24 protein-coding genes are annotated in these 26,454 nt (G+C 37.8%); 8 read left to right on the plus strand and 16 right to left on the minus strand.

The genetic code is table 11. The features are described 5' to 3' along the window. Window positions 1-25: 25 nt before the first annotated feature. Complete coding sequence (locus tag ACZ9EE_RS04530; RefSeq protein ID WP_476025480.1) at window positions 26-1,042, minus strand: XdhC family protein; 1,017 nt, start codon at window positions 1,040-1,042, stop codon at window positions 26-28. Between the two features lie 342 nt (window positions 1,043-1,384). Next, on the minus strand, window positions 1,385-1,747 hold the full coding sequence (locus ACZ9EE_RS04535; protein ID WP_476025481.1) for a hypothetical protein: 363 nt from the start codon (window positions 1,745-1,747) through the stop codon (window positions 1,385-1,387). Window positions 1,748-2,080: 333 nt separating this feature from the next. On the opposite strand from ACZ9EE_RS04535, the gene ACZ9EE_RS04540 reads away from it, so the two are divergent. Beyond that, window positions 2,081-2,431: a hypothetical protein gene (locus ACZ9EE_RS04540; protein WP_476025482.1), complete on the plus strand. Its 351-nt coding sequence runs from the start codon at window positions 2,081-2,083 to the stop codon at window positions 2,429-2,431. On the opposite strand, the gene ACZ9EE_RS04545 is transcribed toward ACZ9EE_RS04540, so the two are convergent. Together ACZ9EE_RS04545 and ACZ9EE_RS04550 are read right to left on the minus strand one after the other, a co-directional pair. Beyond that, window positions 2,428-3,855: a PAS domain S-box protein gene (locus ACZ9EE_RS04545; protein WP_476025483.1), complete on the minus strand. Its 1,428-nt coding sequence runs from the start codon at window positions 3,853-3,855 to the stop codon at window positions 2,428-2,430. The two genes, ACZ9EE_RS04540 and ACZ9EE_RS04545, sit on opposite strands and share 4 nt — an antisense overlap. Before the next feature lie 189 nt (window positions 3,856-4,044). Next, the gene (locus ACZ9EE_RS04550) at window positions 4,045-4,812 is read right to left on the minus strand and encodes a C40 family peptidase (RefSeq protein ID WP_476025484.1); all 768 of its coding nucleotides are present in this window, start codon (window positions 4,810-4,812) and stop codon (window positions 4,045-4,047) included. A gap of 363 nt (window positions 4,813-5,175) precedes the next feature. Between ACZ9EE_RS04550 and ACZ9EE_RS04555 the strand changes: the two genes are divergently transcribed. Then, entirely contained in the window at window positions 5,176-6,357 is a 1,182-nt protein-coding gene (locus tag ACZ9EE_RS04555) for a TIGR04053 family radical SAM/SPASM domain-containing protein (protein WP_476032855.1), read from the plus strand. Between the two features lie 227 nt (window positions 6,358-6,584). On the opposite strand, the gene ACZ9EE_RS04560 is transcribed toward ACZ9EE_RS04555, so the two are convergent. The 3 genes from ACZ9EE_RS04560 to ACZ9EE_RS04570 are packed head-to-tail and all read right to left on the minus strand — an operon-like array spanning window position 6,585 to window position 10,155. After that, complete coding sequence (locus ACZ9EE_RS04560) at window positions 6,585-7,685, minus strand: Ger(x)C family spore germination protein (protein ID WP_476025485.1); 1,101 nt, start codon at window positions 7,683-7,685, stop codon at window positions 6,585-6,587. Continuing rightward, window positions 7,682-8,716, minus strand: a complete 1,035-nt coding sequence (locus ACZ9EE_RS04565; protein WP_476025486.1) for an SLC5/6 family protein — start codon at window positions 8,714-8,716, stop codon at window positions 7,682-7,684. Before ACZ9EE_RS04565 ends, ACZ9EE_RS04560 begins: the two co-directional genes overlap by 4 nt. A gap of 56 nt (window positions 8,717-8,772) precedes the next feature. Then, window positions 8,773-10,155: a spore germination protein gene (locus ACZ9EE_RS04570; RefSeq protein ID WP_476025487.1), complete on the minus strand. Its 1,383-nt coding sequence runs from the start codon at window positions 10,153-10,155 to the stop codon at window positions 8,773-8,775. A 220-nt stretch (window positions 10,156-10,375) separates the two neighbouring features. Here ACZ9EE_RS04570 and corA point away from each other — a divergent pair, with 220 nt between their 5' ends. Then, a complete protein-coding gene (gene corA / locus ACZ9EE_RS04575) occupies window positions 10,376-11,332 on the plus strand; it encodes a magnesium/cobalt transporter CorA (RefSeq protein ID WP_476025488.1) in 957 nt (318 codons plus the stop codon). A gap of 86 nt (window positions 11,333-11,418) precedes the next feature. On the opposite strand, the gene ltaS is transcribed toward corA, so the two are convergent. The 4 genes from ltaS to ACZ9EE_RS04595 form a co-directional block, all read right to left on the minus strand. Beyond that, a complete protein-coding gene (gene ltaS / locus ACZ9EE_RS04580) occupies window positions 11,419-13,350 on the minus strand; it encodes a lipoteichoic acid synthase (RefSeq protein ID WP_476025489.1) in 1,932 nt (643 codons plus the stop codon). Then, window positions 13,343-14,755 (minus strand): MFS transporter, encoded by a 1,413-nt coding sequence (locus ACZ9EE_RS04585; RefSeq protein WP_476025490.1) that lies wholly within the window; start codon window positions 14,753-14,755, stop codon window positions 13,343-13,345. The genes ltaS and ACZ9EE_RS04585 overlap by 8 nt, the downstream gene beginning before the upstream one ends. Window positions 14,756-15,136: 381 nt before the next feature. Continuing rightward, window positions 15,137-16,270, minus strand: a complete 1,134-nt coding sequence (locus ACZ9EE_RS04590) for an MGDG synthase family glycosyltransferase (protein WP_476025491.1) — start codon at window positions 16,268-16,270, stop codon at window positions 15,137-15,139. A gap of 322 nt (window positions 16,271-16,592) precedes the next feature. Further along, complete coding sequence (locus ACZ9EE_RS04595; protein WP_476025492.1) at window positions 16,593-17,780, minus strand: MGDG synthase family glycosyltransferase; 1,188 nt, start codon at window positions 17,778-17,780, stop codon at window positions 16,593-16,595. A 390-nt stretch (window positions 17,781-18,170) separates the two neighbouring features. On the opposite strand from ACZ9EE_RS04595, the gene ACZ9EE_RS04600 reads away from it, so the two are divergent. Next, the gene (locus tag ACZ9EE_RS04600) at window positions 18,171-18,806 is read left to right on the plus strand and encodes a TVP38/TMEM64 family protein (RefSeq protein ID WP_476025493.1); all 636 of its coding nucleotides are present in this window, start codon (window positions 18,171-18,173) and stop codon (window positions 18,804-18,806) included. Window positions 18,807-19,093: 287 nt separating this feature from the next. On the opposite strand, the gene ACZ9EE_RS04605 is transcribed toward ACZ9EE_RS04600, so the two are convergent. Next, window positions 19,094-19,408, minus strand: a complete 315-nt coding sequence (locus ACZ9EE_RS04605; RefSeq protein ID WP_476025494.1) for a hypothetical protein — start codon at window positions 19,406-19,408, stop codon at window positions 19,094-19,096. A gap of 240 nt (window positions 19,409-19,648) precedes the next feature. Between ACZ9EE_RS04605 and ACZ9EE_RS04610 the strand changes: the two genes are divergently transcribed. The 3 genes from ACZ9EE_RS04610 to ACZ9EE_RS04620 all read left to right on the plus strand — a co-directional run bounded on the left by ACZ9EE_RS04610 (window position 19,649) and on the right by ACZ9EE_RS04620 (window position 21,758). Then, window positions 19,649-20,698 carry a M42 family metallopeptidase gene (locus tag ACZ9EE_RS04610; RefSeq protein WP_476025495.1) on the plus strand — a complete coding sequence of 350 codons (1,050 nt, stop codon included), beginning with the start codon at window positions 19,649-19,651 and terminating at the stop codon, window positions 20,696-20,698. Window positions 20,699-20,876: 178 nt separating this feature from the next. Beyond that, the gene (locus ACZ9EE_RS04615; protein WP_476025496.1) at window positions 20,877-21,461 is read left to right on the plus strand and encodes a hypothetical protein; all 585 of its coding nucleotides are present in this window, start codon (window positions 20,877-20,879) and stop codon (window positions 21,459-21,461) included. An 81-nt stretch (window positions 21,462-21,542) separates the two neighbouring features. Further along, on the plus strand, window positions 21,543-21,758 hold the full coding sequence (locus ACZ9EE_RS04620; protein ID WP_476025497.1) for a twin-arginine translocase TatA/TatE family subunit: 216 nt from the start codon (window positions 21,543-21,545) through the stop codon (window positions 21,756-21,758). A 94-nt stretch (window positions 21,759-21,852) separates the two neighbouring features. Here ACZ9EE_RS04620 and ACZ9EE_RS04625 read toward each other — a convergent pair whose 3' ends face one another. After that, on the minus strand, window positions 21,853-22,398 hold the full coding sequence (locus ACZ9EE_RS04625; RefSeq protein WP_476025498.1) for a hypothetical protein: 546 nt from the start codon (window positions 22,396-22,398) through the stop codon (window positions 21,853-21,855). A gap of 268 nt (window positions 22,399-22,666) precedes the next feature. Here ACZ9EE_RS04625 and ACZ9EE_RS04630 point away from each other — a divergent pair, with 268 nt between their 5' ends. Next, window positions 22,667-23,899, plus strand: coding sequence for an NAD(P)/FAD-dependent oxidoreductase (locus tag ACZ9EE_RS04630; RefSeq protein ID WP_476025499.1), 1,233 nt, complete (start codon window positions 22,667-22,669; stop codon window positions 23,897-23,899). A 145-nt stretch (window positions 23,900-24,044) separates the two neighbouring features. Here ACZ9EE_RS04630 and ACZ9EE_RS04635 read toward each other — a convergent pair whose 3' ends face one another. From ACZ9EE_RS04635 to ACZ9EE_RS04645, 3 genes are all read right to left on the minus strand, one after another. Further along, the gene (locus ACZ9EE_RS04635) at window positions 24,045-24,413 is read right to left on the minus strand and encodes a VOC family protein (RefSeq protein WP_476025500.1); all 369 of its coding nucleotides are present in this window, start codon (window positions 24,411-24,413) and stop codon (window positions 24,045-24,047) included. Window positions 24,414-24,561: 148 nt separating this feature from the next. Further along, the gene (locus ACZ9EE_RS04640) at window positions 24,562-25,542 is read right to left on the minus strand and encodes an ABC transporter permease (RefSeq protein ID WP_476025501.1); all 981 of its coding nucleotides are present in this window, start codon (window positions 25,540-25,542) and stop codon (window positions 24,562-24,564) included. Then, a complete protein-coding gene (locus tag ACZ9EE_RS04645) occupies window positions 25,535-26,449 on the minus strand; it encodes an ABC transporter ATP-binding protein (RefSeq protein ID WP_476025502.1) in 915 nt (304 codons plus the stop codon). The genes ACZ9EE_RS04640 and ACZ9EE_RS04645 overlap by 8 nt, the downstream gene beginning before the upstream one ends. Between the last annotated feature and the right edge of the window lie 5 nt (window positions 26,450-26,454).

Below are 26,454 nucleotides of genomic sequence, written 5' to 3' on the forward strand. Positions count from 1 at the left end.
AGCAAAACCTCCTAAAACATGGCGGCTAATCAGGAATGGTCCAAAGCAGCTCAACTCTTTCGTGCGCTGGTTTTCTCCATACTTGAATAATTTGCGCCACGATACTGACCGCTATTTCCACGGGACCCTTCGCCCCAATAGAAGTCCCCATCGGTGAAAAAACCCCCTTAGGTATTTCTTCACCCTTTAACAATCTCCTTGTTCTTTCTTTCGGTCCCAAAACCCCTAAGTAGCGGATGTTTTCTTTTAAAACCTTCCTTATTAACTCTTGATCTCGTTTAAACTGATGGGTCATAACCACGACAAAATCATAGGGGGAAAAAGAGATTTGTTTAAGGAGATCATGTGGAAATCCTTGGATCACCAAAGCTGCTGATGGAAAGTGCTTTTTTTGACATAATGCTTCCCGCCAGTCACAAACTATTACTGTAAAGCCGGTGTCGGCAGCTAATGCAACCAGTGGTCTTGCATCAGGACCCGCGCCGAAAACAATTAAACGTGGCTTTGGATAAACCGTTTGTTGAAAGACAGCTGTGCCGTCCCTAGTAATGATGCCGCTTTTCGAGGTAAATTCAATTGTCGGGAGGGGTCCGGACCAGTTTCCAAATGGCTCCCCTTCCTCTTCGATAAACACATATTCCCCAAGATCATCGAGTTTTTTCAAGGAAATAACAGGCTTTTGCTGACGTAAAAGCTCTTTCACCATATGAAGGTCCTCTGTTAATTGCTCGGTGACCGGTTCAAGTAATATATCAATTGTGCCATTACAGCCGGCACCCTGCCCCCAGTCCAGATCATCCTCCTTATACAGATTGTATTGGATGATCGTCGCCTCTTGTTTATCAAAAACTTCTTTCACTTTTACAGCTAGATCTTCTTCTAGGCAGCCGGCCGTTAACATCCCTATTTGTGTACCGTCCGAAAAAAACAACATTGCGGAACCTTCTTTTTTATAGGCTGATCCGTTTACACCGACGATGGTTGCAATGACTTTTTCCTCAGGGTAATGAAGAACATCTAATATTTGATAAAAATCCTCCACACTTTTCCCCCACTTTTAGAATTATAGATCCACTATTGTTATTTATATTAAGTGGTATGCTATTCCTAGAATGAATTATTTATTTCTTGAGGAATTGTTTTAGAATAAGCCCATGGTCATCTATTAAAAACGTTCGAAATCTATTAATTATTCCTTCATAGTTTATTCATAATTATCTTTTAAGATATAAATAGGTTCTCGGAAGAACCTTTAACCTCCGCCCCCCTTTATATAGATTAGGTTTGATTTGCCCGGCATTAGCCGGGTTATTTTTTTTTTAACCGAAAGTAGAATTAAGCAAAAAAAAAAGCGCGCACATCGAAATGTGCGCACTTTTTTGCATTAGCGGAATGATGGGGTTTGATTTTGTTGGAATGTTTGGGTTTGAAAAGCAGGATGAACATTTGTACTTGGTTGATATCCAAATGTCCCCATTTGTCCCGCTAGCTCTCTCTCCAATTGATTACACTGTGCAATAACTTCTTGGCATCGTTGAATCGCCATCTCATGCCCTTGTAAGCTTTGCTGAATCGTTTGGACCGCCATTCTTTCTTTTTGCAGCATTTGCTCAAGCATGCGAACATTTTGCTGCTCGTTATGCAGCATTTGTTGGTACTGCTGATTACTTAATTGTGTCTGCTGAATCAGCTGCTGAGAAAGTTGACGGCATTGATTAACATGTGTAATCGTATGTTGAGTGTTCATGTACGTACCTCCAATTTTTTGGATATCAAATGTACTACAAACCCTTGAAAACAAACGGGTTAAACCTTCAACCCAAAGATTATATTTCACACTTTTAGAGGTTTTCATTCTGAATAAAACTACCAATAAATGTTTAGAGTGTCAGGTTATTTTAGTGAAAAACTAAGGAAAATAGCTGTGCCCTACATTATGATGGCGAACACCTTATTTAATATAACATCCATGAATCGCTGCACTTATCATGATGGTTTCCTAATCATTTGCTCTTTTCAAGTATACTTCTCTCTATCGCTGTCAATAACAATACCAATGGAGCCTGTGAGGAGGATAACAATGAACGGATTATATTTTATTAATGACCGCATTTCCATTGGCGGCCAAACTAGGGAAGAAAGTATTACTATACAAGAACAAGCCATAAAAAAATACCTTGTGGAACAAAATATCCAGGTCACTCCCCTGAACCCTTATCAGTTGAGGGAATATTACTCTGTTCCCCATGCATTGCTGTATGATTTACGTAAAGCAAATACCTCATTCGATTATTTCATTTATTATTCTCAACAAGCAGTTGAAGCATTTATTTATTCCTATCCAGCAAAATGGCTTATTTTAAAAAGCTATTTTAACGATGTCATTATACTAGAAAAACATCGGGATTTTGAACAACAGCACGCTATTTAGCTAACATCAGATTTGAAGGGAAGCCAGATGGTAACCGTTGTCCCATTGCCTTCTTCACTTTCAATGTTGATCCTTCCATGATGTGCTTCTATGATTCGATAGCAGGTCATAAGACCAAGGCCTGTCCCTCTTTCCTTTGTTGAGTAAAACGGCTCGCCAAGCTTTGATAATCGTTCACGAGGAATGCCGCAGCCGTTATCGATAATTTGGATCGCCACACCTGTGCTTTCCGGCATCACTCTAACATGAACCTGTCCCAGCATAGTTATTGCTTCGAGCGCATTCTGAATGATATTTAAAAACACCTGTGTTAAGGAATTCGGATCACCCAAAATCGGTAGATTAGACCGTTCAACATAAAAATACAACCCCTTACTCTTCCGTTTTGCATCGGGTTGTAACAGCTCGACTACCTGTTCAACGATGTGGTCAATATAAACGATTGTTAATTTATCAGTATGTGGTTTAGCCATTGTCAAAAATTCAGCGATAATGATCTCTACTCGATGCAATTCATCGAGAACAATTTTTAAATAAACCGGGTTGATTTCTTTTTCTGCATTTAGCAACTGCATAAAACCCTTAATCGGTGTTAACGGATTACGAATCTCATGGGCCACAGCGGCTGCCATCTGTCCTACCACTGCTAATTTTTCAGATTTTCGCAGTCGATCCTGTGTCTCCATTCGCTGCTCAATATCCCGTGAAACCGTGACGATCTCCTTCACTTCTCCAGTTTCTGTATCACTCAAGGCCTTAACCGTTGATTCAATCCAAACAAAAGAACCGTCTTTCTTACGACAACGGTAGGTAATCAGTTTTATATCTTCAACTTGTGCACAAATTTGCTGTTTTCTTATTTCGATAAGATCATCAGGATGGATATATTCTAGAGGACTTTTTCCGATCATTTCTTCGGGTTGATATCCTAATAAGGTTTGAACTGAAGGAGAAATATAAACGCAGGTAAAATCAACTTTATGTAACATGATGATATCAGAAGAATGCTCAGCGAGAAGCCGATATTTTTTCTCTCTATATTTTAGCGCATTCTCCATTTGTTTTTTCTCAGTAATATCGAGAACTTGACCGAGTAAAAACTCTTCACCCGTCAACTTTTCCCTAATTCTAGATACAGTTAATACCCCCGTTTTAATTTCGCCTGACTTGTGGATATACCTCTTTTCAAGCTGATATTCATTTCTTTGATCATCTACTAATTCTTTAAATAACCGTGTATCAGTTATCATATCATCAGGATGAGAAATCTCTTCCACCGACAGTTTTTCCAGCTCATCGGACGAATAACCAACGAACTCGCAAAAAGCTGGATTAAATTGGACCTTGGTAAAATCGATTGAACTTACTATCTGCGGGATTCGAGATTGATAAAAAATCTCTCGAAACAGGGTTAAATTTAACATCTAAGCCTCCAACCATTCCATTCCATTTTTTGAACATATTCAGGTCATCAGTCATTTAGAAAAAAAGACACTTTATTAGTATATAGTGAAACGGCTAATTCTTAAAGTATTAATTTTCTGATTTTCAGAAAATTAAAATAGGATATCTTTTACGGTCATACCGCTCTAAGACATCCTATTTTTGAACTATTAATTTAAGACGGTTCTAGCGCCAAGGTATCTTGGTTTCCAATACGTGTTTGTCATATCGGCAATTGAAACACCCGATGAACCAGCTTGTATGAATTTGTTATTGCCTAAATAAATGCCGACATGGGTAGGACCAGGTGCATAAGTTTCGAAGAATACAAGATCTCCTGGATTTGGGGTACTTACTGGTTTTAATCCTGACCACTGTGTAGCAGCGGTCCTAGGAATAGAGATTCCAACCTGTTCAAATACGTATTTGGTATACCCGCTGCAATCAAACCCAGCTGGTGTGTTTCCTCCCCATAAATAGGGCGTACCAATATATTTATTGGCCACATTAATGACCATTTGCGTCTTTGAAACCGTGGTTTGCGGGGCAGGTAACGTTGCGGCCGCTGAAGAAACTTTTAGGACTTGTCCGACTCTAATAGTATCTGATGTTAAATTATTAATAGATTTAAGCTGGCTAACAGATAGGTTAAAGCGAGTACTAATTTTCCAGAGCGTATCCCCGCTTTGAACCGTATAAGTGGTTTCATGGCTGTGCGGGGCCAGTAATGATAGTTTTTGATTTACGTAGAGTGTATCACTTGTAAGCTGATTCCAAGCCTTTAAGTCGGCTACAGATATTTGGTTTGCTTGCGAGATTTTCCAGAGGGTGTCACCGGATTGGACTGTATAGATATTTTCATGTGCACTTGCGGTTCCACTAAAGGATGCAAATAAGATGCCCGCAGTGGCAGTAGCTGTCAATAGGTGCCTTTTCATTGATGGCAGCTCTCCTTTGATTCGATTTTTGATAGTTTTATCTTAATCGAGAGCTGTAGATGGTTGTAATACCAAAGATATGGTTTTCAATGAAGGTATCACCATATATGGTAAAAAAATCATTAATTGTGACAAAAGAGATTACGAAAAAAACCTAATATTCAGGTTTTTTTGGCGAATCAATCAACTCTACTCATTTTTCTTCATCAATTTGTAACACTTTTGTAATAATTTAAGCCGTTCAAAAGGAATGTAGAAATATTGTAACAAACCCTTCATCCAAAGTAGAACAGCCTATTTATAATAAAACTATAGAAACAATTTAAATGGTAAGAAAAATAATAATGAATTCTGGTGATGATGATGCAAGGAATTAGTAAGGGACACCCACAGAAAATAGGCCATCCACATGGGGCAGGAAAAAAAATAGATTATGATCAAAACCCGTTTATTGTTATTTGGGAAGTAACCAGAGCATGCCAGCTTAAATGCGTTCATTGCCGGGCAGACGCTCAGCTTACTGCTGATCCTAGAGAATTAACCCATGAAGAAGGTATCAATCTAATTGATCAAATCTATGAAATGGATAACCCAATGCTCGTTTTTACTGGCGGGGATTGTATGATGAGAGAAGATTTATACGAACTGGCTGATTATGCCATTAAAAAAGGTATGCGAGTCTCGATGACACCAAGCGCCACTGCTAATGTAACAAAAGAAAAAATGAAGCTTTTTAAAGAAGTTGGATTATCTCGCTGGGGCTTTAGCCTAGACGGACCTACTCCAGCCATCCATGACCATTTCCGCGGAACTCCAGGGTCATTTGATTTAACAGTTGAAAAAATTAAGTATTTAAATGAACTTGAGATGCCATTACAAATCAACACTGTTATCTCTCGATATAATTATGACTCCCTTGAAGAAATGTCAAAATTAGTTGCCGAGCTTGGGGCAGTGATGTGGTATATTTTCCTTCTAGTCCCAACAGGCAGAGGCCAGATGGATGCGTGTATCTCCCCTGCTGAGCACGAAAAGGTATTTAGATGGCTATATGAATTAAGTAAAACCGCACCATATGATATTAAGACAACTGCGGCTCAGCATTACCGCCGAGTTGTACTTCAGCAAAAAACCCGGGATCATTTAATTGCGAAAGGTGAAATTCACTACGAAGATTCCATTACAACCGATTTCGCCTCCATGCACGATGGCTTAAAACGTGCTCCAAAAGGGGTTAACGACGGAAATGGCTTTGCTTTTGTTTCCCATATCGGCGATGTAATGCCAAGCGGCTTGCTCCCAATAATCGGCGGTAATATTCGTGAAACTCCGCTCGCAGAGATATACCGTGAAGCAAAAGTATTTAAAGAGCTGCGACAGCCCGATAACTATAAGGGTAAATGCGGCGTCTGTGAATATAATAAAATGTGCGGCGGCTCCCGGTCACGTACTTATGCGGTAACGGGTGATTATTTGGAAAGCGAGCCATTCTGTGTGTATATTCCACAGGCAATGAGTAACAAAGAAGCAGCCCCTATTGTTTAAATATACTAAAGAGGCTGACTCAAAAGGTGATTGATGAACTTTTGAACACTCTGTTGAATGGAGCGGAAAGCGCGAAGACTCCTGCGGGAGTACGGGGCAGGGGAGACCCCGCAGGAGCGAAGCGACGAGGAGGCTTCCCGTTCCGCCCGCGAACCGCTCGTGCCTGGAGCGGAAATCAACAGACTTAAAAAAGAAGGTGACCCTTATACTTTTGGGACACCTTCTTTTTAGTCGATTAAGCCGGGATCCTCTATTTGTACTTTCGAATCGACCTTAAAAGCAATAGTTGGATAGATCTTTTTCCATTGTTCCCAATCATCTTCATTAAAATGCCTTGACCGATATCGTAACCCGAAGCCGATCGGATCGATATTTGCCTTTTGAAGTTTTACCAGTACTTTTGCAAATCGCTTGCTTATCTCTTTTCCAGCAGCATACTCATATACAGATAACTTGGAGATCGGTACTTGTTTTGAGGCCTCTTCCAATGTTCCCGTCATCGAGACAGTTACTCTAATATAGGGAGGCTTCCCTTTAGGTGTATTTATTTTATATTTCGTCTTTACTTTTTGCGTATTGAGAACAACCATGGATTTTCCCTTCGTTACATTAATTGCACTCTTTTCCTCACGGTTTCGTAGAAAATTAATGATTTTCGTTTCCTCAGGAGCAAGTGTTAATTTCAAGTTACTTTTATTAAACAGACCAACTGTATTGATTTCAAACAGATCCTTTTTCGCCTCAATGATTGGTAAAAACGGGTCTATTCCTCTCTCAATTAATCTGTACTTCATGTCAAATAGGTACTCAGGATTTATATATGGCGTTTCAGAACCTTCCTTGCCCAATGCTAGAAATAAGGCATTTGAAGGAATATACTCAGATTTTGGTTTCACTTTTAATACAGCTAATGCAGAGGGTCTGCCAATATTGACCCAAGCAATTTTTTGGATATCTCTCCTCCTGGTAAACCAATAATACATTCCGGCATTTCCTTTCCTTTTCACAATCGACTCGCTGAATACAATCACTTTCGCATGGCTGAAGTCTATTTCTTTATCAACCTTAGTTTTGATGATTCGAACGGCCTCGGAGATTGAATCTGCCTCCTGGGTAACAATTTGATATTCATTTGGGCTATCCTTAGAAGGACCTGGCACCGCAAATTTCAAGCTTACTAAATATTTTTTTGTATGATCCTTGGCTGCATCTACCCCTATACTGACCACAAAGAAACGCTTATCAATATCTTTAAACCCACAGGCACTCAAAACCAAACAAGACAGCATGACGAACAGATTTTTTTTCCATATATTTAACGATTTCATGCTCTTTTCCTCCTAGCCCAAAAGAAGAAAACGACCACTAACATGACTTCACAAAAAAGCCGGATAATGAGCCAATATGTGGCAAATTTCACTAGAAGAATCGTATTAAAGTAAATGATTCCTATAATCGAGATTATAGTAAAAACCGCAAGAATCAGCCCAATCTGTTTTTTACTGACCTCTTTTTTAAAGGATCCCTTTATTAATTCGAGAGCAACATGCCAGTGTATCGCTACACTCATTAAAGATATACTCATATAAAACATAAGAAATAAAAAGATGACACGTTCGATGGGACTATAAACCAATCGAAGTGAATCAGTTGTCGTGACCCATGGATAAAGGTATTGCTGGGTACCGTCTGAACCATGGTAGCCAATTGGTATAAAAAAAGTAGTAAACATATTAATTAATCCTAAGATTGTAATCACAACATAATTCCAAACTTTTAATTTTCCCTTAATCACACGATTAAAAACGATTAAGTTTGCGTACCCTGAAAAGCAATAAGTAGCCGCTGCGAAGGCCTTTAAATTGGGCCATTTAAACAAATGGGTCCCTACCTCAAGGATCGAGTCCCAATTAATAAAAGGATTTGAATAGGCCTTAATAATAATAAACAGAATCAAAGGTGAATTTAAAAAAAGGACAATTTCCAACAGATACATCACCCGTTCGGTTGGCATCTGAATAATAAGAAAAATAGCAGCTAGATAAATTCCCAGCAGCATCAATCTAGGCATCTCAGGGTTTACAAAACGAGCTAATATATCAATAAAACCAATAAGCGTAATAAGGCCCGCTGAAAACCAAACCAATTGAATACTGATTAGATAGAGGCGCTTAAGCCCACTGTGTTGTTTTTTGGGAAGGTCAGGAAGCGCTCGCTGTGAAAACTTAGTTATGGTCTTACTATAAATATAATTCAGCGCAACCCCAACTGGAATAGCCAGTATTACCCCCATCACAGCTCCCTGATACCGATATTGAATCAATACCTTCGGAACAAAGATAATCACATTAATAATCATATTAAGAAAAACTAAATACAGATAATATCGGTTCAGTACCCTCCCCTCCCTTTTTTCTACTCTTTATTTGGCTTAGTCTGTACTAGCGTTAGGAACGGAGTGCCAAAACTATCAAGCTTGACCATATAGGCAATTAATATCATCAACCCTACTACCACTCCGACTAAACCAAATATTGTTGCGAAGGCTAACACGATGTATTTCATGATTCGAAGGGTAAAACTAAAGGCATTGATTGGGACAACAAAATTTGAGATCGCAACAGTCGAGACAATAATAATCATAATATTACTAACCAAGCCTGCCTCTGTTGCTGCCTGCCCTAATATTAAGCCGCCTACCGTTGTCGCAGTCGGGCCGATGGCTTTTGGGAGCCGGATACTGGCCTCGGTCAGCATCTCCATCATGATGAGCATGATGGTTACTTCGATAAAGGAGGGATACGGTACTCCTGTACGGCTGCCGGCAATACTTATCGCTAACTGCACCCTGAATAGCTCAGGGTTATAACTAGTAACCGCTACATATAATCCGGGTAGGATAAGACTGGTAAAAAAACCGATATACCTTAACATTTGAAGAAATTTTGTTACCCAGAACGTTTGATAAATATCTTCCATCGAAGCCATAAAGTCCTTCATAACCGTTGGTAAGACGACGGCGAATGGGGTACCGCTGATCAGCAGGACAATCTTCCCGGCTGCTAAATTCACTACAACCCGGTCCGGACGCTCAGTAACAAGCATTACAGGTATAAGTGCGCGGTTGTTTTTTTTAATTAGATCGAGCAGCTGTTCACCGGTTTGGAAAATTTGAATATCAAGTTCTGCTAAAAAATCTTTAATTCTCTCCAATGTATCTGGGTCAGCCAGCTTAGAATCATGGACTATCATTACTTTTGTTTTGGAGAGCTTGCCAACTGTAGTGGATTCTACTTGTAATGTTGGTTCCGGGTAACGCTGGCGGATTAACCCAAGGTTGGTTGGTAAGCTTTCACTAAAGCCAGACTGCGGTCCTTGGATGGTTGTTTCAACAGTTGTATCCAAAACGGAATTATTCCTGTCCACTTTACTATCAAACAGGTAGACTGAATCCAAGTAAAAAAGGATCGTCACACCCCTTAATAACTCTTCAAGTGTTTTTTCTTGATTTTCAAAGGGTTTTATCGCGGGGTGGGAATCTAGATAGGCTAGAAATTGCAAAGAATCCTTGATTTCATAGAATGGGATGAGTAACTTTTGATGAATGACTTTTTCATCACTAATCGTTTTAATATATAATGCCTCGATCCTTTTTTCCTTTGTATGCAGTTCTTTTAAAATAACATCTTCTGAAGTAGATAGACTTTCTTTAAGACCATTTTTGATTGATTGGCTAGATGGCATTTTCGGGTACCTCACCAAGCTTCTTTCTTGATAATGTCCCACGTTTATTGCCATTTTATTCTAAAAAGGAATCATCAGCTTCTTGTTGATACTTTGCGAGAAAGATTGGCTGAACCCTGTTGTTGGTTAAGTATCCTTCATTTTGGGAAAGTTGTTTTTAGAATTGATATCTGAAACTGGACATATTTTATCTTTTTCTTTTCCTGTCGTTGCTTTATAGTGAGTATATTGTTGTTAGGGAATGAAAATTTTATTGTTAAAAAGGATGTTAAGTATGATAAGATTCTTGGGTATTACAGAAGAACATATTATGGAAAAGCATAGTTCCATCAATAATCTTGATTTTGAAAAATATAGCCGCTTTTGGGTTGATATAAATGCACCAACAGATGAAGAGAGTAAATGTTTATCCGATATTTTCCATTTTCATCCTCTTGCTATTGAAGATTGCCTGAATAAAATACTTCAAAGACCCAAATTAGATTACTATGATGACCATACATTTTTTGTTACACATATTGTTCGTGAGGACGAAAAGGAAATCATAAAAGAAGAGTTAGATTTTTTTGTGGGCGAAAACTTTATCGTGACTTTTCAGCTTATGCCGTCAAAAGAGGTTTCTCAAGTTTGGGATGAAGCATCTACGCAGAATAATGTAGAGAAATTTGGCAGTTTACATGTATTTTACCGAATTCTTGACAAAATAGTGGATAATTACTTCCCGATCATTAACAGTATTGAAGATAAATTAGATGAAATAGAAGAAAATACCTATAATAAACCAATGAACAATTTATTGAAAGAATTGTTTGATACAAGATACTTGTTACTTAATTTAATGCACACGGTTAATCCAATGCGTGATTTGCTATATCGTATGTTAAACTCCCATCGTCTTAGCGATATAATCAATAGAAAAGAATACTTCTCGGATATCTATGACCATCTTTTAAAACTCTCGGATATGGTCATGTCGAATCGTGAAATAACAGCCGACATTAGGGAAAATTATCTGTCAATAAATTCACATCAGACCAATAATGTAATGAAATTTTTAACCATCATGACCTCTATTTTTGCTCCATTAACCCTAATAGCAGGAATTTTTGGAATGAATTTTAGGCACATGCCCGAATTGTCATGGAAATATGGCTACGGGTATTCGCTTGGATTAATGGGGGTCATTGGAATATCGATGTTTCTTTGGTTTAAGAAAAAGGGATGGTTTTAAATTCAAATAGATTACCTAAAAAGATCCCCGGCGAATGACTTCGCCGGGGATTTTTTGTGTTATTTAAATCTAGTTTGACTAATACATCACTCTTTTTTATAGTGGTGTTTTGACCGGTCTACTGGTATAAAACCCTTTGGAGAGTAGAATCTCATTAAATCACCATTTACCACTTTATCTGATAGAGTTAGCTTTTCATTCACCATTTTCTGGTCTTTCTCGGCAGACGATAACTGATCCTCAGGTAATTCCTGACCTGTAGCTGTGTCATAGTATTTTCCTTCAATCGCGGTTATTTTCGAACTAACAAAATCACCATTGCGGAAAGGTATCAGATCATCATGCTGTTTCGACAGCAAATCAGTACCGAATTGAATATATTCTTTGGAATCAATTCCTAACAAGTGAAGAAGTGTCGGAAGAACATCAATCTGGCCGCCATATTCGTGGTGTAGCCCGCCCTTTATACCAGGAACATGAATGAATAAAGGCACTCGTTGTAATCCGGTGCTCTCAAATGGAGTGATTTCCTTCCCGAGCACTTTCCCCATTTCCGGATTGTTTTCCTTTGAAATTCCATAATGGTCCCCATATAAAATAACAATCGTATGATCGGCCAATCCGGATTCTTTTAGATCACTAAAAAACTGTTTTACAGCTTCGTCCGCATAGCGGGCAGTTTGAAAATACGAATCAACAGATGGGACACCGGTTGAGGCTGGTTCGATTGTGGCGTCTTTTTTATCAATAGGAAATGGAAAATGATTCGTCAGGGTTATGAGCTTCGTATAAAAGGGCTGTTGTAACGTTTTTAATAGCGGCATGGACTGCTTTATAAACGGCTTATCCATCAGACCATACTCTGTCAACTCTTCTGGATCCATCATATAGTAATTAGAATCAAAAAACTGATCATAGCCAAATGATTTATAAATGACATTACGGTTCCAAAAGCTTCCCGCATTACCATGAAAGACTGCAGAGGTGTACCCTTGCTGGCCTAATATCGCAGGAGCCGCTTGATAGGTGTTGTAGCCTTTTAACATGTAAGCAGAACCTTGTGACAGCCCATATAAAGAATTTTCCAGCATAAATTCAGCATCAGAGGTTTTACCATGTGAAGTTTGATGGAAAAAGTTATCAAAATATAAGGTATTTTTATCATTGGACAAGGAATTTAAGAATGGAGTCACTTCTTCTCCATGTAATTTATAATTAATTAAAAAGTTCTGGAAGGATTCAAGATGATAATATATGACATTCATTCCCTTGCCTTTTCCAAAGTACTCGGGATTTGGTTCCGCATAATTGGATTTTGTATAATTGTAAACTTCTGTAATATCGTTACTGTCAGCCAAAACTTTTTGTGCGGATGCTTTTGTGTTTTGAACGACATCATTAATGGCATAATTGTATAAACCAATATATTTGATTAAATAATTGTGGTCAAACTCTCTTGTTAATAATTCAGGACGGTCTATTTCGGCAAGACCTATATTGGTACAAAGAATGGTTGCCGTTAGCGAATAAAACACGCTAACTTTCCGACGTTTTACATCTTTCATATCGATTTTTACAAATTTGAGACCTAGTAGTACAAGCAGCACGATCAAATCGATAAAGAATAAAAAGTCATAAGGTTTTAATAAGGAAACTACACTACCGCCTATTTCTCCGGCGTTTTTTGTCTGAGTCAACGTCGGTAAAGTAATATAATCACTAAAGAATCTGTAATATAAAATATTGCTGTACAACAGGGCGGATAATAGAAAATAGATGACCATCAGCCAGGTATATTTTTTCCGTCCTTTTAAAAAGTGAGCTAGTCCTAAAAAAAGAAGGGCAGAACCCAAAGGATTGATAAATAATAAAAACTGCTGGAATGGGCCATCAATTCCCAATTTAAACTGTGTTAATTGAGCTAAATACGTTTTAATCCATAAGAAGAGAACAGCTACAGTGAAAAATCCAAAATACCTGTTCATCATTTGTTGGCCTTTTTGTAGTAGATTACTCATGCTGCTCCTCCATCTTGTTCGATCTGATCTTCAATGTTTCTTTCATTTTATGTATATCGGACATATTGGTTTTTGCCATAAATAAATAACATAAAGAAGAAGGTATAAGAAAAATCTCTAGGAATGATAAGGTCATGATATAGTTAGTTGGTTCCTGATAGTGGACGGTGATAACGCCCAGGAGAGTTCCGAATCCCAAATTCCCAACCGTTCTTCCTAAACTATTAAAGAGGTTAGCAACACTAAAGGCAGTGCCGCGATGTTCTGGAAAATTCACATCAGTGATAAGCGCAAGCCAGTTTGGCGTATTAGCTGACTGTGCTGCAGAAGCAAAAAAAGATACAACAAACAGGAAAGCAATCCACGGATTTAGAAAGATTTGTTTAATTAAATTCACTAAAATCAGAATAGCATTAGGATCTTGTGGCAAGATCAGGTTATTCATTGGGACAATAAACATCACTATATAAAAAGGCATTGTAAGAAAGACAAAAATGGCTGTAAAAAAAGCTCTCCCTTTATAGGATTTTTTTTGAAATTTGTCGCCAAGATGACCAAAATATGCGGATGTCATTCCACCAATTTGAAAGATTGCGTACAGATAACCCGACGCGATCATAGCTGTTCCCATACTATATCCTTGTTGTTGAATTTTGAAAATAAACAAGGTCGGTATCCAAATTAGACTTCCCGTTGAAATATTCATAAAAAATGCCTGTAAAAATAGTAACACATTACTTTTTTTTAATAAAATAGAACGGATTTGCTTTGCATCAATAAAATGATCATAGGCCTGTCCGTTTTTAACGAGATTGATCAATTCAGGGTCAGACTGGCCTCTCGTTGGTTCTTCAACAAATAGATATAAAAATATCAGTAAAAAACCAATAATACCTACGACTTCAAAGGGCCATCTCCAACTATGAGTAGTTGCAGTTAAAGAAGCCAATAACGATCCAGAAATCCCCCCCAGACCTTGTGCCATGCCCCAAAGACTTAATACCGTACCTCTTTTTTCATAGTGAATAAAATCTGTTAATATACTAAAGCCGATCGAAGCAATACAACCTAAACCAATTCCCGTTACTATTTGAAAAAGGATCAGTTGCAAGTAGCTTTTGCTTATGGCCGTCAAAAACACAGCTGCAACCCAAATTAACGTTCCGATGATAATCAATCTTTTCCGTTTGAATTTCCCAGAAAGATAGCCCCAATAAACGGAAGAGATGGCTGTTACTATAATATTGACAGCGGAAACTATCCCCAATTTAGCAATATCGACATTTAGGTCCTGTGCGATAAACTTGAATAGTGGTGGAAATAATCCGATGATAATATTATCAAAAGCTGCCAGCGCAATAAATACTGCTATCGTGAATTGCGTTTTGGCATTTCTACTTTCCAAATACATTAACCCCCCAACTGATTTGCCACTGCAGAAAAAGACTTCCCATCGTATAGAAAAGGTGCGGAACATATCGTTCCTCACCAATAGTCTTCCTAATATATAGGCTGTGTTAAATTTGAATGTTGATTTCCGTTCCGGGCGCTCGCTTTCCGCCGGCGTGCCGGGGAGCCTCCTCGGCGCTAAAGCGCCTGTGGGGGGGTTCCCTAGCCCCATAATCCCGCAGGACTTTGTATTTGCATCGTCGAATCCGCCCACGTACGAAGGAAATGCGATAGCATTTTCGAGGAGTCTTCGCGCCTTCCACTCCAATCAACATTGCTTAAAATCAACAGCATTTACTAACACAACCTTTATCTAAATAAAACTCTTTTCCTACTATTAGGCAAGCTGCAGCTCCCTTTCAGATTGATTTTCTACCTCTAAAAGGAATTGAATAATTTCTTCTGCCACTTCAGGCTTTATATAACTTTTTTGACATTCGATAATATTTTTTAGTTTCTCCGCTTCATTGGCAAGCAATTCGCTAATCATATGTTTAATTTCACTTGTTCCCTCACATATTACTCCCAAATTTAAGCTTTCGGCAAAGTAGGGATTGTCCTCTTCTTGGCCAGGTAAAGCTCCTGTTATAATAATTGGCGTATTGGAAGAAATTGCCTCAAACATTACATTCGGGCTGCCTCTTGTAAACGCGATATCGGAATCGAACATAAGATCTTGAATATTTTCGGTAAAACCAAAAATCTCCACTTTATCTCCATATTTACTGTTGAGCGATTGCTCTAACAATGATTTTAACTTTTTATTTCTTCCTGCTACTATTTTTACATTGCAATCAAAATGATCGAGCAACACTTCGGCAATATTCATCATATTGCCCACACCCTCGCCACCGCTCATGATTAAACATTTTAAAGGTTCCGCACCGCTATAACTAACCTTTTTATTCATACTGTCTCTAAAAAATCTGGAGCGTACAGGAAACCCTAAGACTTTTAGCCTCTCTACTGGTAAGCCATATTCGATACACTTGTCTCGTGATTCAGTCGTGGGACAAATCGTATAATCAACTCTCTTATCGGCCCATAGCGGGGATATGTTTACAAGATCGGCAATAAGAACAAAAAATGGTATTTTAATAGTATGTTTTTCTAAGATATTTAAAATCGACCCATTAAAATTTGGATGAACCGATAAAATTAAATCAGGTTTTTCTGCAATCAATAATTTTAAAAAAGTATCTTTTATTAAATTTTCTATAAATTTATTAATTAACTCTGGGTTTTTAGCTGAAAAATTAAATACCATTTTCCATAGGTTTTCTGACATTCTTGTTATCGGACCATAAGACTTGCCAATCTTCATCAATAATGGTCCGCCTAGTGAAAAGCCGTCTATTACTTTGACCTCAATATTAGTGTCGAGTTTGAATTTTTCATTCAATGATTCTGTAATACTTTTATGTCCATGTCCTGTATTATCAGAAGAAATAATTAATACTTTTTTCCCCATGTTTATAACCTCGCTTAAATCCGAATATTCCAAGTAGTTATCGATCATATAACTATCATTAAAAAAGCTGAAAGTGTTTAAACACCATTAAACGGGTTAGAAATATCCAAATTTATTGATGCACCATTTTATTACAGCCTAACCTTAAATATATACCCTTTCTATTTTAAAAAAAAGAAAATTTACATTAAAATTGTATTATTTATTTATGAAATGAGCAAAGGAAAACTATTATTGATAACTACCAATTATTCTATCAAAGAAAAAAGACTTGAGTGACAGGACACTCAAGTCTTTTTATCGGTTGGTAAAATAGAGATGTTTATTTATTTGAAGCAAACGCAAACGCAAAGCCAAATCTTTTTTTCTTCACAGGCACATACTCCTGTTCTTCCACCGAGAGCAGAAAATTCAAAATATCATCGGCTGCCTGCTGGTTGATAAAGTTTCTTTGCGATTCCCTGATAGAGGTTAAACGTTCCCCATTATTTGCTAACATTCCTTTGATAATGGAAGTAAGGTGTTCAGTATTTTGGCAGAACACACCTAAATTATGCTTTTCTGCAAAACTTGGATTGTCTTTTTCTTGCCCCGGCAAGGCTCCTGTTATAATAATAGGTAAGTTTGTCGCAACAGCTTCAAACATTACATTCGGGCTTCCTCTAGTAATCGCAATATCTGCTGCCTGCATCAAATCTTGAATATTTTTAACAAACCCATAAATTTGTGCTCGGTCTCCAAAACGTTCTTTTAATGATGATTCCAATTCCATTTGCAATTTTTCATTTCTGCCTGCAATGATGCTAACAGTACAATCAAAGTGTTCTAGCAGTTTTTCTGCACTCACACGCATATTACCTACTCCTTCACCACCGCTCATCATTAAAAAGTTGAGAGTGGATCTTTCATTGGTCCGCTTGCGTGAATAGCGATGAAATCTTTCCCTAACAGGAAATCCAACTACACGGATTTTTTCTTCCGGAACGCCAAATTCTAAACATTTTTCTTTAGCTTCCTCCGTAGGGCTAAGGATAAAGTCTACTCGTTGGTCTGCCCATAAAGGATAAATATTCACAAGATCGGCTATCAGGGTGCCAAATGGAACGTGAATGTTTTCTTTTCTCAGGATATTTATAACGGATCCATTGAAATTTGGATGAATCGATAATATCAAATCTGGTTTCACTTTATTTAGTAAAGACAGGAAATTTTTTTTAATCAGTGCTTCAACGAATTTATCCACTAAAACAGAATTCTTTGCAGATAAATGCCAAATGGTGTCCCACAGTTTTGCAGAATAACGGGTAATCGGTCCGTACGATTTACCAATGTTTAATAAAGCTGTTCCCCCTAGAGCAAAACCATCGACCACATGGATATCAATCTGGGTATCTACATTGATTTTTTCATGTAAAGCTTCAGCGATACTTTTATGTCCATGACCGGTATGGTCAGAGGAAATCACTAGAATTTTTTTAGTCACAGAATCATTCCTTTCAAGAAACTTCAATCGAACGAACATGTTAGTTAAAATAATTCTACAGCTTTTCATGAGGAAATTTGCTTTTAAATATTAATCATGCGAAAAAGCTTTCGATAAAATCTTCGGTTAATAAGGTATCTATGAATCTTTTAAAGAATCTTGAATCATTATATGTAAAATCGTTTAGATAATAAAGAATTTATTTATGGAAAATCTATGAACGTTTAAATTTATTTTGCTGGAACCAAATATAATCACCCTCTAAATTTAGGTGGTACTCTGTTTTCCCGATGGCAAATTCTTATAGACTTACCTTTTTGAACCAAATGATTAAAGTTTTATTAACAAACTATGTCTTTTATGATTTATATTATAATAGGTAGAAGGTAAATGATTGAAAACGATTGAGGGTGCAAAATGTTTAAAAAAATAGTCATCGTCATTATGCTCATTACCATCTTAGTTGTTGGAATGACTCAAAAAAATATTCTGATTGAAATGGTTAAAGATGGCGGTAGTCATGCAATTCTCCTTAGTATATTACTGCTTACGATAAACGTTTTCTTTCCACTAGTTCCTTTTGCCGTTTCAACTGGTATTATCGGAGCTGTTTTTGGAACCCTACAGGGAACGGTAATCTCCCTTTCTGGCTCCATGCTTGGTACTGTCCTTCTCTTTTTTGTAACCAGATATGGCTTTAGAGATTGGGCACAAAAGAAATTAAAAAAGTATCCTAAGGCTCAACAATATGAAGAAGCCCTTAATCGCAAGTCCTTCTTAGCAATTTTAACAGCACGATTAATCCCTATCATTCCCGCGCCAGTCGTTAATGTCGTTTGTGGCCTAAGTAAAGTCGATTGGATTGTGTTTTTTGCAGCTTCAGTTTTAGGCAAATTACCAAATATATTTGTCCTTTGCTACGCAGGAGCAAATTTCCATCAAAATACGTGGGTCTCTATTTTGATGTACGCTTTCTACTTTACCGTTATTCTTATCTTCAACTTGGTGATTGTTTTTCGAAAAATACCTAATGATCGCTCTATAACTAAATAACCCGCCATCTTATTAGAATCATGGTCATATCCTAAAAAATATTTCACCACAAATAACTGCCAAAATGATAAGAATATCGAATATGATGAGTGTCAAAATGAAGTATTTCATGTAATAATCTTCCTTTTGTGTATTTTGAGGTGCTAAATAAAATACTCCTAAACGATTATTAATAGATTACCATTTTACACGCTTTAAGACTACAACTATCCATAAACGAAAAATGGAATCGTCCGTTTAAATAATAAAAGCGCACGCGGCTGCATGCGCTCTTGTTTCCAAAATGTTTACTTCCAATCCTCATAAGCAACGGTGCCTCCTGTTAAATCGATGGTATTCCGTTCCCCTTTATAATAAGTCTTTCCATTTTTTTTAACCAAAAAATTATCATAGGTGTAGACCTTTTGACCATTTGGTAAGTGAATCACCACTTTTTCTCCTAATTGTTCTGCAGGTGCGTCAATTTTTATCGTACTTTGATAATAATAGCGAAAAACAAAGAAACCGGCAGTTAAGATTAAACTTGCTGCTAAGGAAAAAATTAGACCCTTCCACGGTAACTGCTTCGTTTTTTGTTGATGATATAGTTCTAATCTGGTCAACTTTTTCTCCTCCCATTGTATAAAACAGATTGATTCAAGGTGCTCCCCTATTTTTTCTTACTATTTCGTATTCCCTTTATTCCCAGATTCAATTGTATTTATTCCCCAAAAATAAAAATACGACACTTGTTAACGTATGCATCAAATGTAAAAAGTTGACCATAAGATGGTTTAGAACCACTTCTTTTGCCAAGATTAGGTATAATAAAAGAGAGTGAAACAGAAAAGGGGTAATGAAAAATGAACCAAATCAATTCAGAAGAAACAATGAAGCTGATTGCCGATTTAGTATCCATTCCGAGCCCAACCGGAAATACGAATAAGGTCATCACTTTTGTAGAGAAGTTCCTTCAAGAGCTAGAGGTTGATACATATCGAAATCGAAAAGGCGGCTTAATTGCCACCTTAAAAGGACAAGACAGCAGCAAACAACGGATGCTTACCGCCCATGTGGATACCCTTGGGGCTATGGTAAAAGAAGTAAAAGCAAATGGCAGATTAAAAATTGACTTAATTGGCGGTTTTAAATATAACTCGATTGAAGGTGAATACTGCCTAATTGAAACGCAAAATGGCAAAAAATATAGCGGAACTATCCTGATGCACCAAACCTCTGTCCATGTGTATAAAGATGCGGGCAAAGCCGAGCGGAACCAAGATAATATCGAAATACGGATTGATGAAAAAGTACATACTGCGGAAGAAGTGCGTGCGCTTGGAATTGAAGTTGGTGATTTTGTTGCGTTTGACCCGCGTGTAGAACTTACCCCAAGCGGCTATATTAAATCACGCCATTTAGATGATAAGGCAAGCGTAGGGATACTTCTTCAATTGATCAAACAAATCAAAAATGAAGGAATTATTTTGCCTTATACGACTCATTTCTTAATCTCTAACAATGAGGAAATCGGCTATGGCGGGAATTCCAATATTACACCAGAGACAGTTGAATACTTAGCAGTCGACATGGGGGCTATGGGTGATGGCCAATCCACAGATGAATACACCGTTTCTATTTGTGCAAAGGATTCTAGTGGCCCTTATCATTATGAGTTACGGAAACACTTGGTACGTCTTGCCGAAGAAAATAAGATTGGCTACAAACTAGATATTTATCCCTTTTATGGTTCAGATGCTTCTGCGGCGATTCGCTCCGGACATGATATCGTTCATGGCTTAATCGGGCCTGGTATTGACTCCTCACATGCTTTTGAACGGACTCATGTATCTTCGATTGAAAATACAGCCAAGCTTTTATACTTCTACGTACAATCAACTCTTGTTATTTAAGATTGACTTATTTTAAAACCACGGCCGGAATACTTTTCTCTCCGGCTGTATCCTTCAAAAAGGGATATCTCCAATTTATATATCAACTAAAATCCCCCACCATGGACTGCACTTCTCATTAAAATTTCATAATTTCAATCTATAATTTAAAAAGATTAAGAAAAGGTGTGTGATTAACATGAAACAAGATTCCCTTTCGCACAGAAAAACTGGTTTCTTAGCAAACTTTATTCCAAATCCTAAAGAACGGGAAAGAGTTAATCTATTTTTGATCGTCACGGTCTGTTTAATTTTAGTTGAAGTACTGTTTGTATATTTATACCGCCATACATTAATGACTCAAGATTTCCGGCAATATAAGGGTACTTTTAAGCAATTCGGTTCGATTGCGCAAATTGGATTTTATGCTGCCCTCTCTATTTATCCAATCTTTTTATTATTAAAAATGAAAAAGCTCAAAGGCATTAAATGGGGAGCAATCGAGTTAAAAGCAATTTTACAATTTATCGGTAAATTGGTGCGCAAGTGGCATGTTCCTGTTGCACTCCTATCGACAGGAGTCGTTATTCTGCATGCCTATATGGCGATTTTACGTGGATTTAAACTGGACTTCACCTATATTTCTGGAATTATTACAGCCATTGGTCTCTTTCCCTTACTATTTATGGGACTTAAGCGTTTTAAAAGAAATGACCGCAATTGGCATTTCAAACTTGCAATTACTTTCTTAATTTTATTTTTCATCCATGCGAACTTCTCTTAAACATTCTTCACTAGTACAATAGAAAAAAAAACGTTATAATAGCGTTGAAATAGTTACAACTCATCACTAGGAGATGAAGAAATGTTTTCTAATATTGGTGTACCCGGATTAATCTTGATTTTAATAGTGGCTTTAGTAATCTTCGGACCAAACAAACTTCCTGAAATCGGACGAGCATTTGGGAAATCGATTCGCGAATTCAAACGAGCAACTGAGGGAATTGCAGAGGATATTAAGGAAGAAATTAAAGAGGATATCATTGAAGCAAAGAAAGACCAAATCGATCTTAAAAAGTAGGGAATTAACGGAGGCATCCCCTGGCTTGTCAAGGGATGCCTCCGGTTTTACCCTTTTTTTGTTTTTGCGTGGAACTGAAAATGGTACCTGTTTTTTACTTTGATAGTTTATCTTTCATTAACTGATTATGCTGTTTAGTTTGATCTAATAGCCGATTTAAAAGCATCGCTGCTTGTTTATTATCCTTTTTATCAACAGCTATTCTTAGTTCATGGAAGGTTTTCCAATGTCCCATCTCTTTTCCGCCATGTGCTTGTTTAATAAACTCCTCTTTAGTGATCTTACCTGATTCAAATTGCTTCTTCAGGCCCTCAATTTTAGCGATTCTTTCTTTTTTCCATTGCTCACGTTTGGCGGAATTTTCCGGGCTCATCCATTGGGTACGGAGGTCTTTCTTTTCCTTGAGAACCCTAGTCCATTCTGCCTTTTTTTCAGGGGTATATTGACCTACCCATCCAAGGAGCTTTTGCTCTCTTTCTGCCATCATGGCCTGCCAATCTTTATGGTTCATATGGTGGCGGTTTCCTTCTTTACAATCACACGGTTTCGATTCATGATTCGCAGGGATCGTATCATTAGCCAGCGCAGCAGCAGGCATTATGAAAAATGCTAGTGTGAAAACTAATCCTCTAAGCTTCATTTTTCTAACTCTCCTTCCGGTTGTCTTAAATTTTCTTTTTGCACGGAATTATCATGCCCCATTCGTCAAAAAAAATTTACCAATCTGACAAATTTTTAGTTAAAAACCTCTTGAGATTTTTTTAGGATTAGCGTATCCTAAAAGCATCAATTATTGTGAATTATTTCACAATATTTAAAAAGGAGCTCGGCTCTATTTTTTTAACAAATAGAATGTGAATGAATTCACAAAAAAATATAGATAAATAAAGTTTGGAGTGGGGAGTTAAATGAATAAGCCAAAAGTTGTAATCTTAGGTGCCGGTTATGGTGGAATTATCACAAGTAAAAGTCTTGAAAAATTATTAAAATCAGGAGAAGCAGATGTTACCCTGATTAATAAGCATGAATATCACTACATTACCACGCAGCTTCACAAAACAGTAGTTGGGACAGCAGCCGATCGTCAAATTGCAATGTCTATTCCTGAACTAATTGATCCTAGCAAGACTCGCTTTCTCCAGGCAGCTGTTTCATCTGTCGATATAAATAAACAAGAAGTCTTCCTTGAAGGCGGCGATAGTGTACAATATGATTATTTATTAATCGCGCTTGGATTTGAGGTTGAAACATACGGAACGCCTGGTATCAAGGAAAATGCCTTTCAAATTAGAAGTTTTCGAAGTTCAAAAGCTATTTACAATCAAATTATTAAACAGTTTAACTTATATAAACAGGATCAAGACCCTTCTCGCTTAACTTTTGTTGTTGCCGGTGGTGGTTTTACTGGTGTCGAGCTGCTGGGAGAGTTTGCGGATGGGCTTCCTAAATTATGTAAAGAACACAATATTCCGTTTGAAAAAGTAAAAATCATAGCCATTGAGGCGGCACCTTCTGTGATTCCATTCTTCCCTAAGCAATCGATTGAATATACAACAGAAGTCTTAGAAAAGATGAATATTGAACTGATTACAGGTAGAAAAATTCTTGAATGTACACCTGAAAAGGTTGTCATAGATCCGAATATCGACATTCAAACCCGGACTTTAATCTGGTCTTGTGGTGTCAAGGGAAATTCGATTGTTCATAATTGGGGACTGCCAATTGTAAAAGGAAAAATTGAGGTTGATTCGTACCTTCGCGTTAAAGACATGAAAAATGTCTTTAGTCTAGGAGATTGCTCGCTATTTATGAAGGACGAAAAGAATGCACTGGCACCAACAGCCCAAGTTGCTCTGCAGCAAGCACCTGTATGTGCGAAGAATATTATTGCTTCCATTCGCGGAGAATCCTTAAAGGCTTTTGAATATCATCATAAGGGCTCTGTTGCCTCGATTGGGCTTAAAGTAGGTGTCGGAAAGGTTGGCAGTGTCCGGTTATCCGGCCTAATTGGAGCTTTTATGAAATTGGTTATTGAAGCTCGCTATCTGTTTAATCTTGGCGGTCCATCTTTAATACTCAAACAGCATTTTGGAGTCGACCGTGCACCTATTAAAACAACAGCAAAAAGCAAGATAAATTAATTTGTTCTTTTCCTAGCAGAGGAATCCCCCTCCTCTCTGCCAATGATTTGATAGATCCCGAAAAATGATTGCCTGGTATCCCCCGATAGTAAGGCGCACCCCCTATCCCCTAATGGGATGGGGGTTTTTATTTTACAAAATTCTGTTAGTCCCATTCAATAAATTCAAGACGATTGCCAAATGGGTCAAAGACATGAATCCTACTCGCCCCTGTTAGGTTATCATCTTCTGTAAAAGCAATTTCTTGCTCTTTTAGGTGGCTTTTTAAGCCTTCTATATTTTCAACGATTAATGCTGGATGTGCCTTTTTAGCAGGTAAGAACGGATCTTCTATGCCTATATGCAGCTGAAAGGTACCAAACTCAAACCATACTCCACCGCGTTTTTTTAACTCTTCTGGTTTTTCCACCTCTGTTAATCCAAGGATGCCTGAAAAAAATTCTCTTGCGGCTTCCTCACACCCTTTTGGACCGGCAAGCTGGACATGGTCAATTTTTTTTACCGCAAATGTCATTGGGATCCCTCCTTTTTTCGTGTTTCAACACTATTTTATAAAATTAATAATATTCAATCAAATTTTAAGAAATGCCACTTTTCACTTACCTTACATAACTAAGACCACACAAAATAAGCTATTCCAAGAATAGGAATAGCTTCAAAGACTAATAAACATCTTTTTTTGTAAATACCGTGAAGGAAATAAGTAAAGCGACAGCCCACCAAATAAATAATACCATCATGGAGAAGGAGAGATCCATGCCCTCTATCGGTGGAGCTGTTCCCTTCATGTAATCCGTTAACCGTAAATTGACCATAAAAAAATATTTGGCCGATTCCCATGAAGATACCATATTACTTAAGATTGCTCCTGAGATGAGCGCTGCGAGCATAACCCCCATTCCGGCGGCGGTGCTCCGGATAAGAACAGACAACATGAACGATAACGTACCAACAACTATCGCCACAAACCAAACTAATCCAAAATCCATCAATAGAAATTTCCACAGGCTGAGAAGTTTTACATCTGTCGTATTTAATCCTGTATCTGTCACGTTAAATCCTGTCAGGATTGGCGCCCCCCAGCCTTTATAGCCAAAAACTAATCCAGAGATTAGATAGGAAAGGAAACCGGTAATGGCTATGATTAACGACACCGCTAAACAAAGTGTGATGTATTTACTTAACAGCACTTTCCATCTTTTTACTGGCCTTGTCAAGAGCAGCTTAATTGAGCCAAGACTATGTTCTGAAGAAACCAAATCACTGGCAATGACCATGACCATCAAAGGGATAAATAAATCAATGGAATTCTCCAAAAAGATACGGATGAACGTGGGTGCACCGGGCTCAGATGGGTTGATATCATGATCTAAATAGTATTGCTGCTGCTGTAATGAGATTTGCAGCTGCTTTTTCCATTCGTCTGATAATCGGCTGCTGCTTAAACGGTTGGTCGTATCGACAATTTGCTGCTGCAATATCGTACGCCAATCACTTGTTCCTAATTTTTCTCGCTGCGTCTCGACTTGCTTATATTGGGCATATGTAAACAATAAGACTAGTACACCAATAATCAGGGCAATGACCACTAGCCTTTTCTTGGCAATCAGCTTCATCATTTCATTTTGGATTAATTTATTCAATTGAGTCACCCCCCGTTAATTCGAGGAATAAATCTTCCAACACAGGCATTTTCCGATTAATTTCCCTGACGGAAATCCCTGCCGCCACTAGCTGTTTATTCCATTCCGGTATTTTCTGTTCATCATATTCCGTTACAAACGTCCCATCGTCACTTTCCTGCAATTCAGTAACTGTACTTAATACTTGTTTCCCTTTTTCAAATGGAGAAACACGCCAGACAGCCCGTTCACGATTCGCAAGGAGCTGCTCAACTGTATCAATTTTTATAATCTCTCCTTTTGAAATAATCGCAACCCGATCACACAATAACTGAATTTCACTTAATAAATGACTCGAGACAAGAACGCTTAGTCCTTCCTTTTCTGCCAAGAAACGGATAAATTGCCGCATTTCCCGAATTCCAGCCGGGTCTAGACCATTTGTTGGTTCATCTAGGATTAAAACCTTGGGCCCGCCTAAAAGGGCTTGGGCGATCCCAAGACGCTGCCGCATTCCCAACGAATAAGTTTTCACTTTATCGTGTACCCGGTCCGTTAAACCAACAAGCTCGGTGACCTCTTTAATACGCTCTTCGCCAATCCCATCAAGCATACGGGCAAAATGAAGCAGGTTGTTATAGCCAGATAGGTAAGGATATAATTCTGGGTTTTCCACAATGCAGCCGAGATTGCTCATCGCCTGTTGGAATTGATCAGCTACATTGTAGCCGCAAATTTGAATGTTTCCAGCAGTCGGTTTGATTAGTCCAACCAGCATCCGGATGGTGGTCGTTTTCCCTGCACCATTTGGTCCCAAAAATCCAAATACTTCCCCTTCGTGCAGATCAAATGTTAATCCTTTTATAATTTCTCTTTTTCCAATGACTTTTTTTAAATTTTCAACAGCTAAGGTAATGTTTTTCTCCATATTTT

The organism is Bacillus sp. URHA0034 (genome assembly GCF_056280405.1).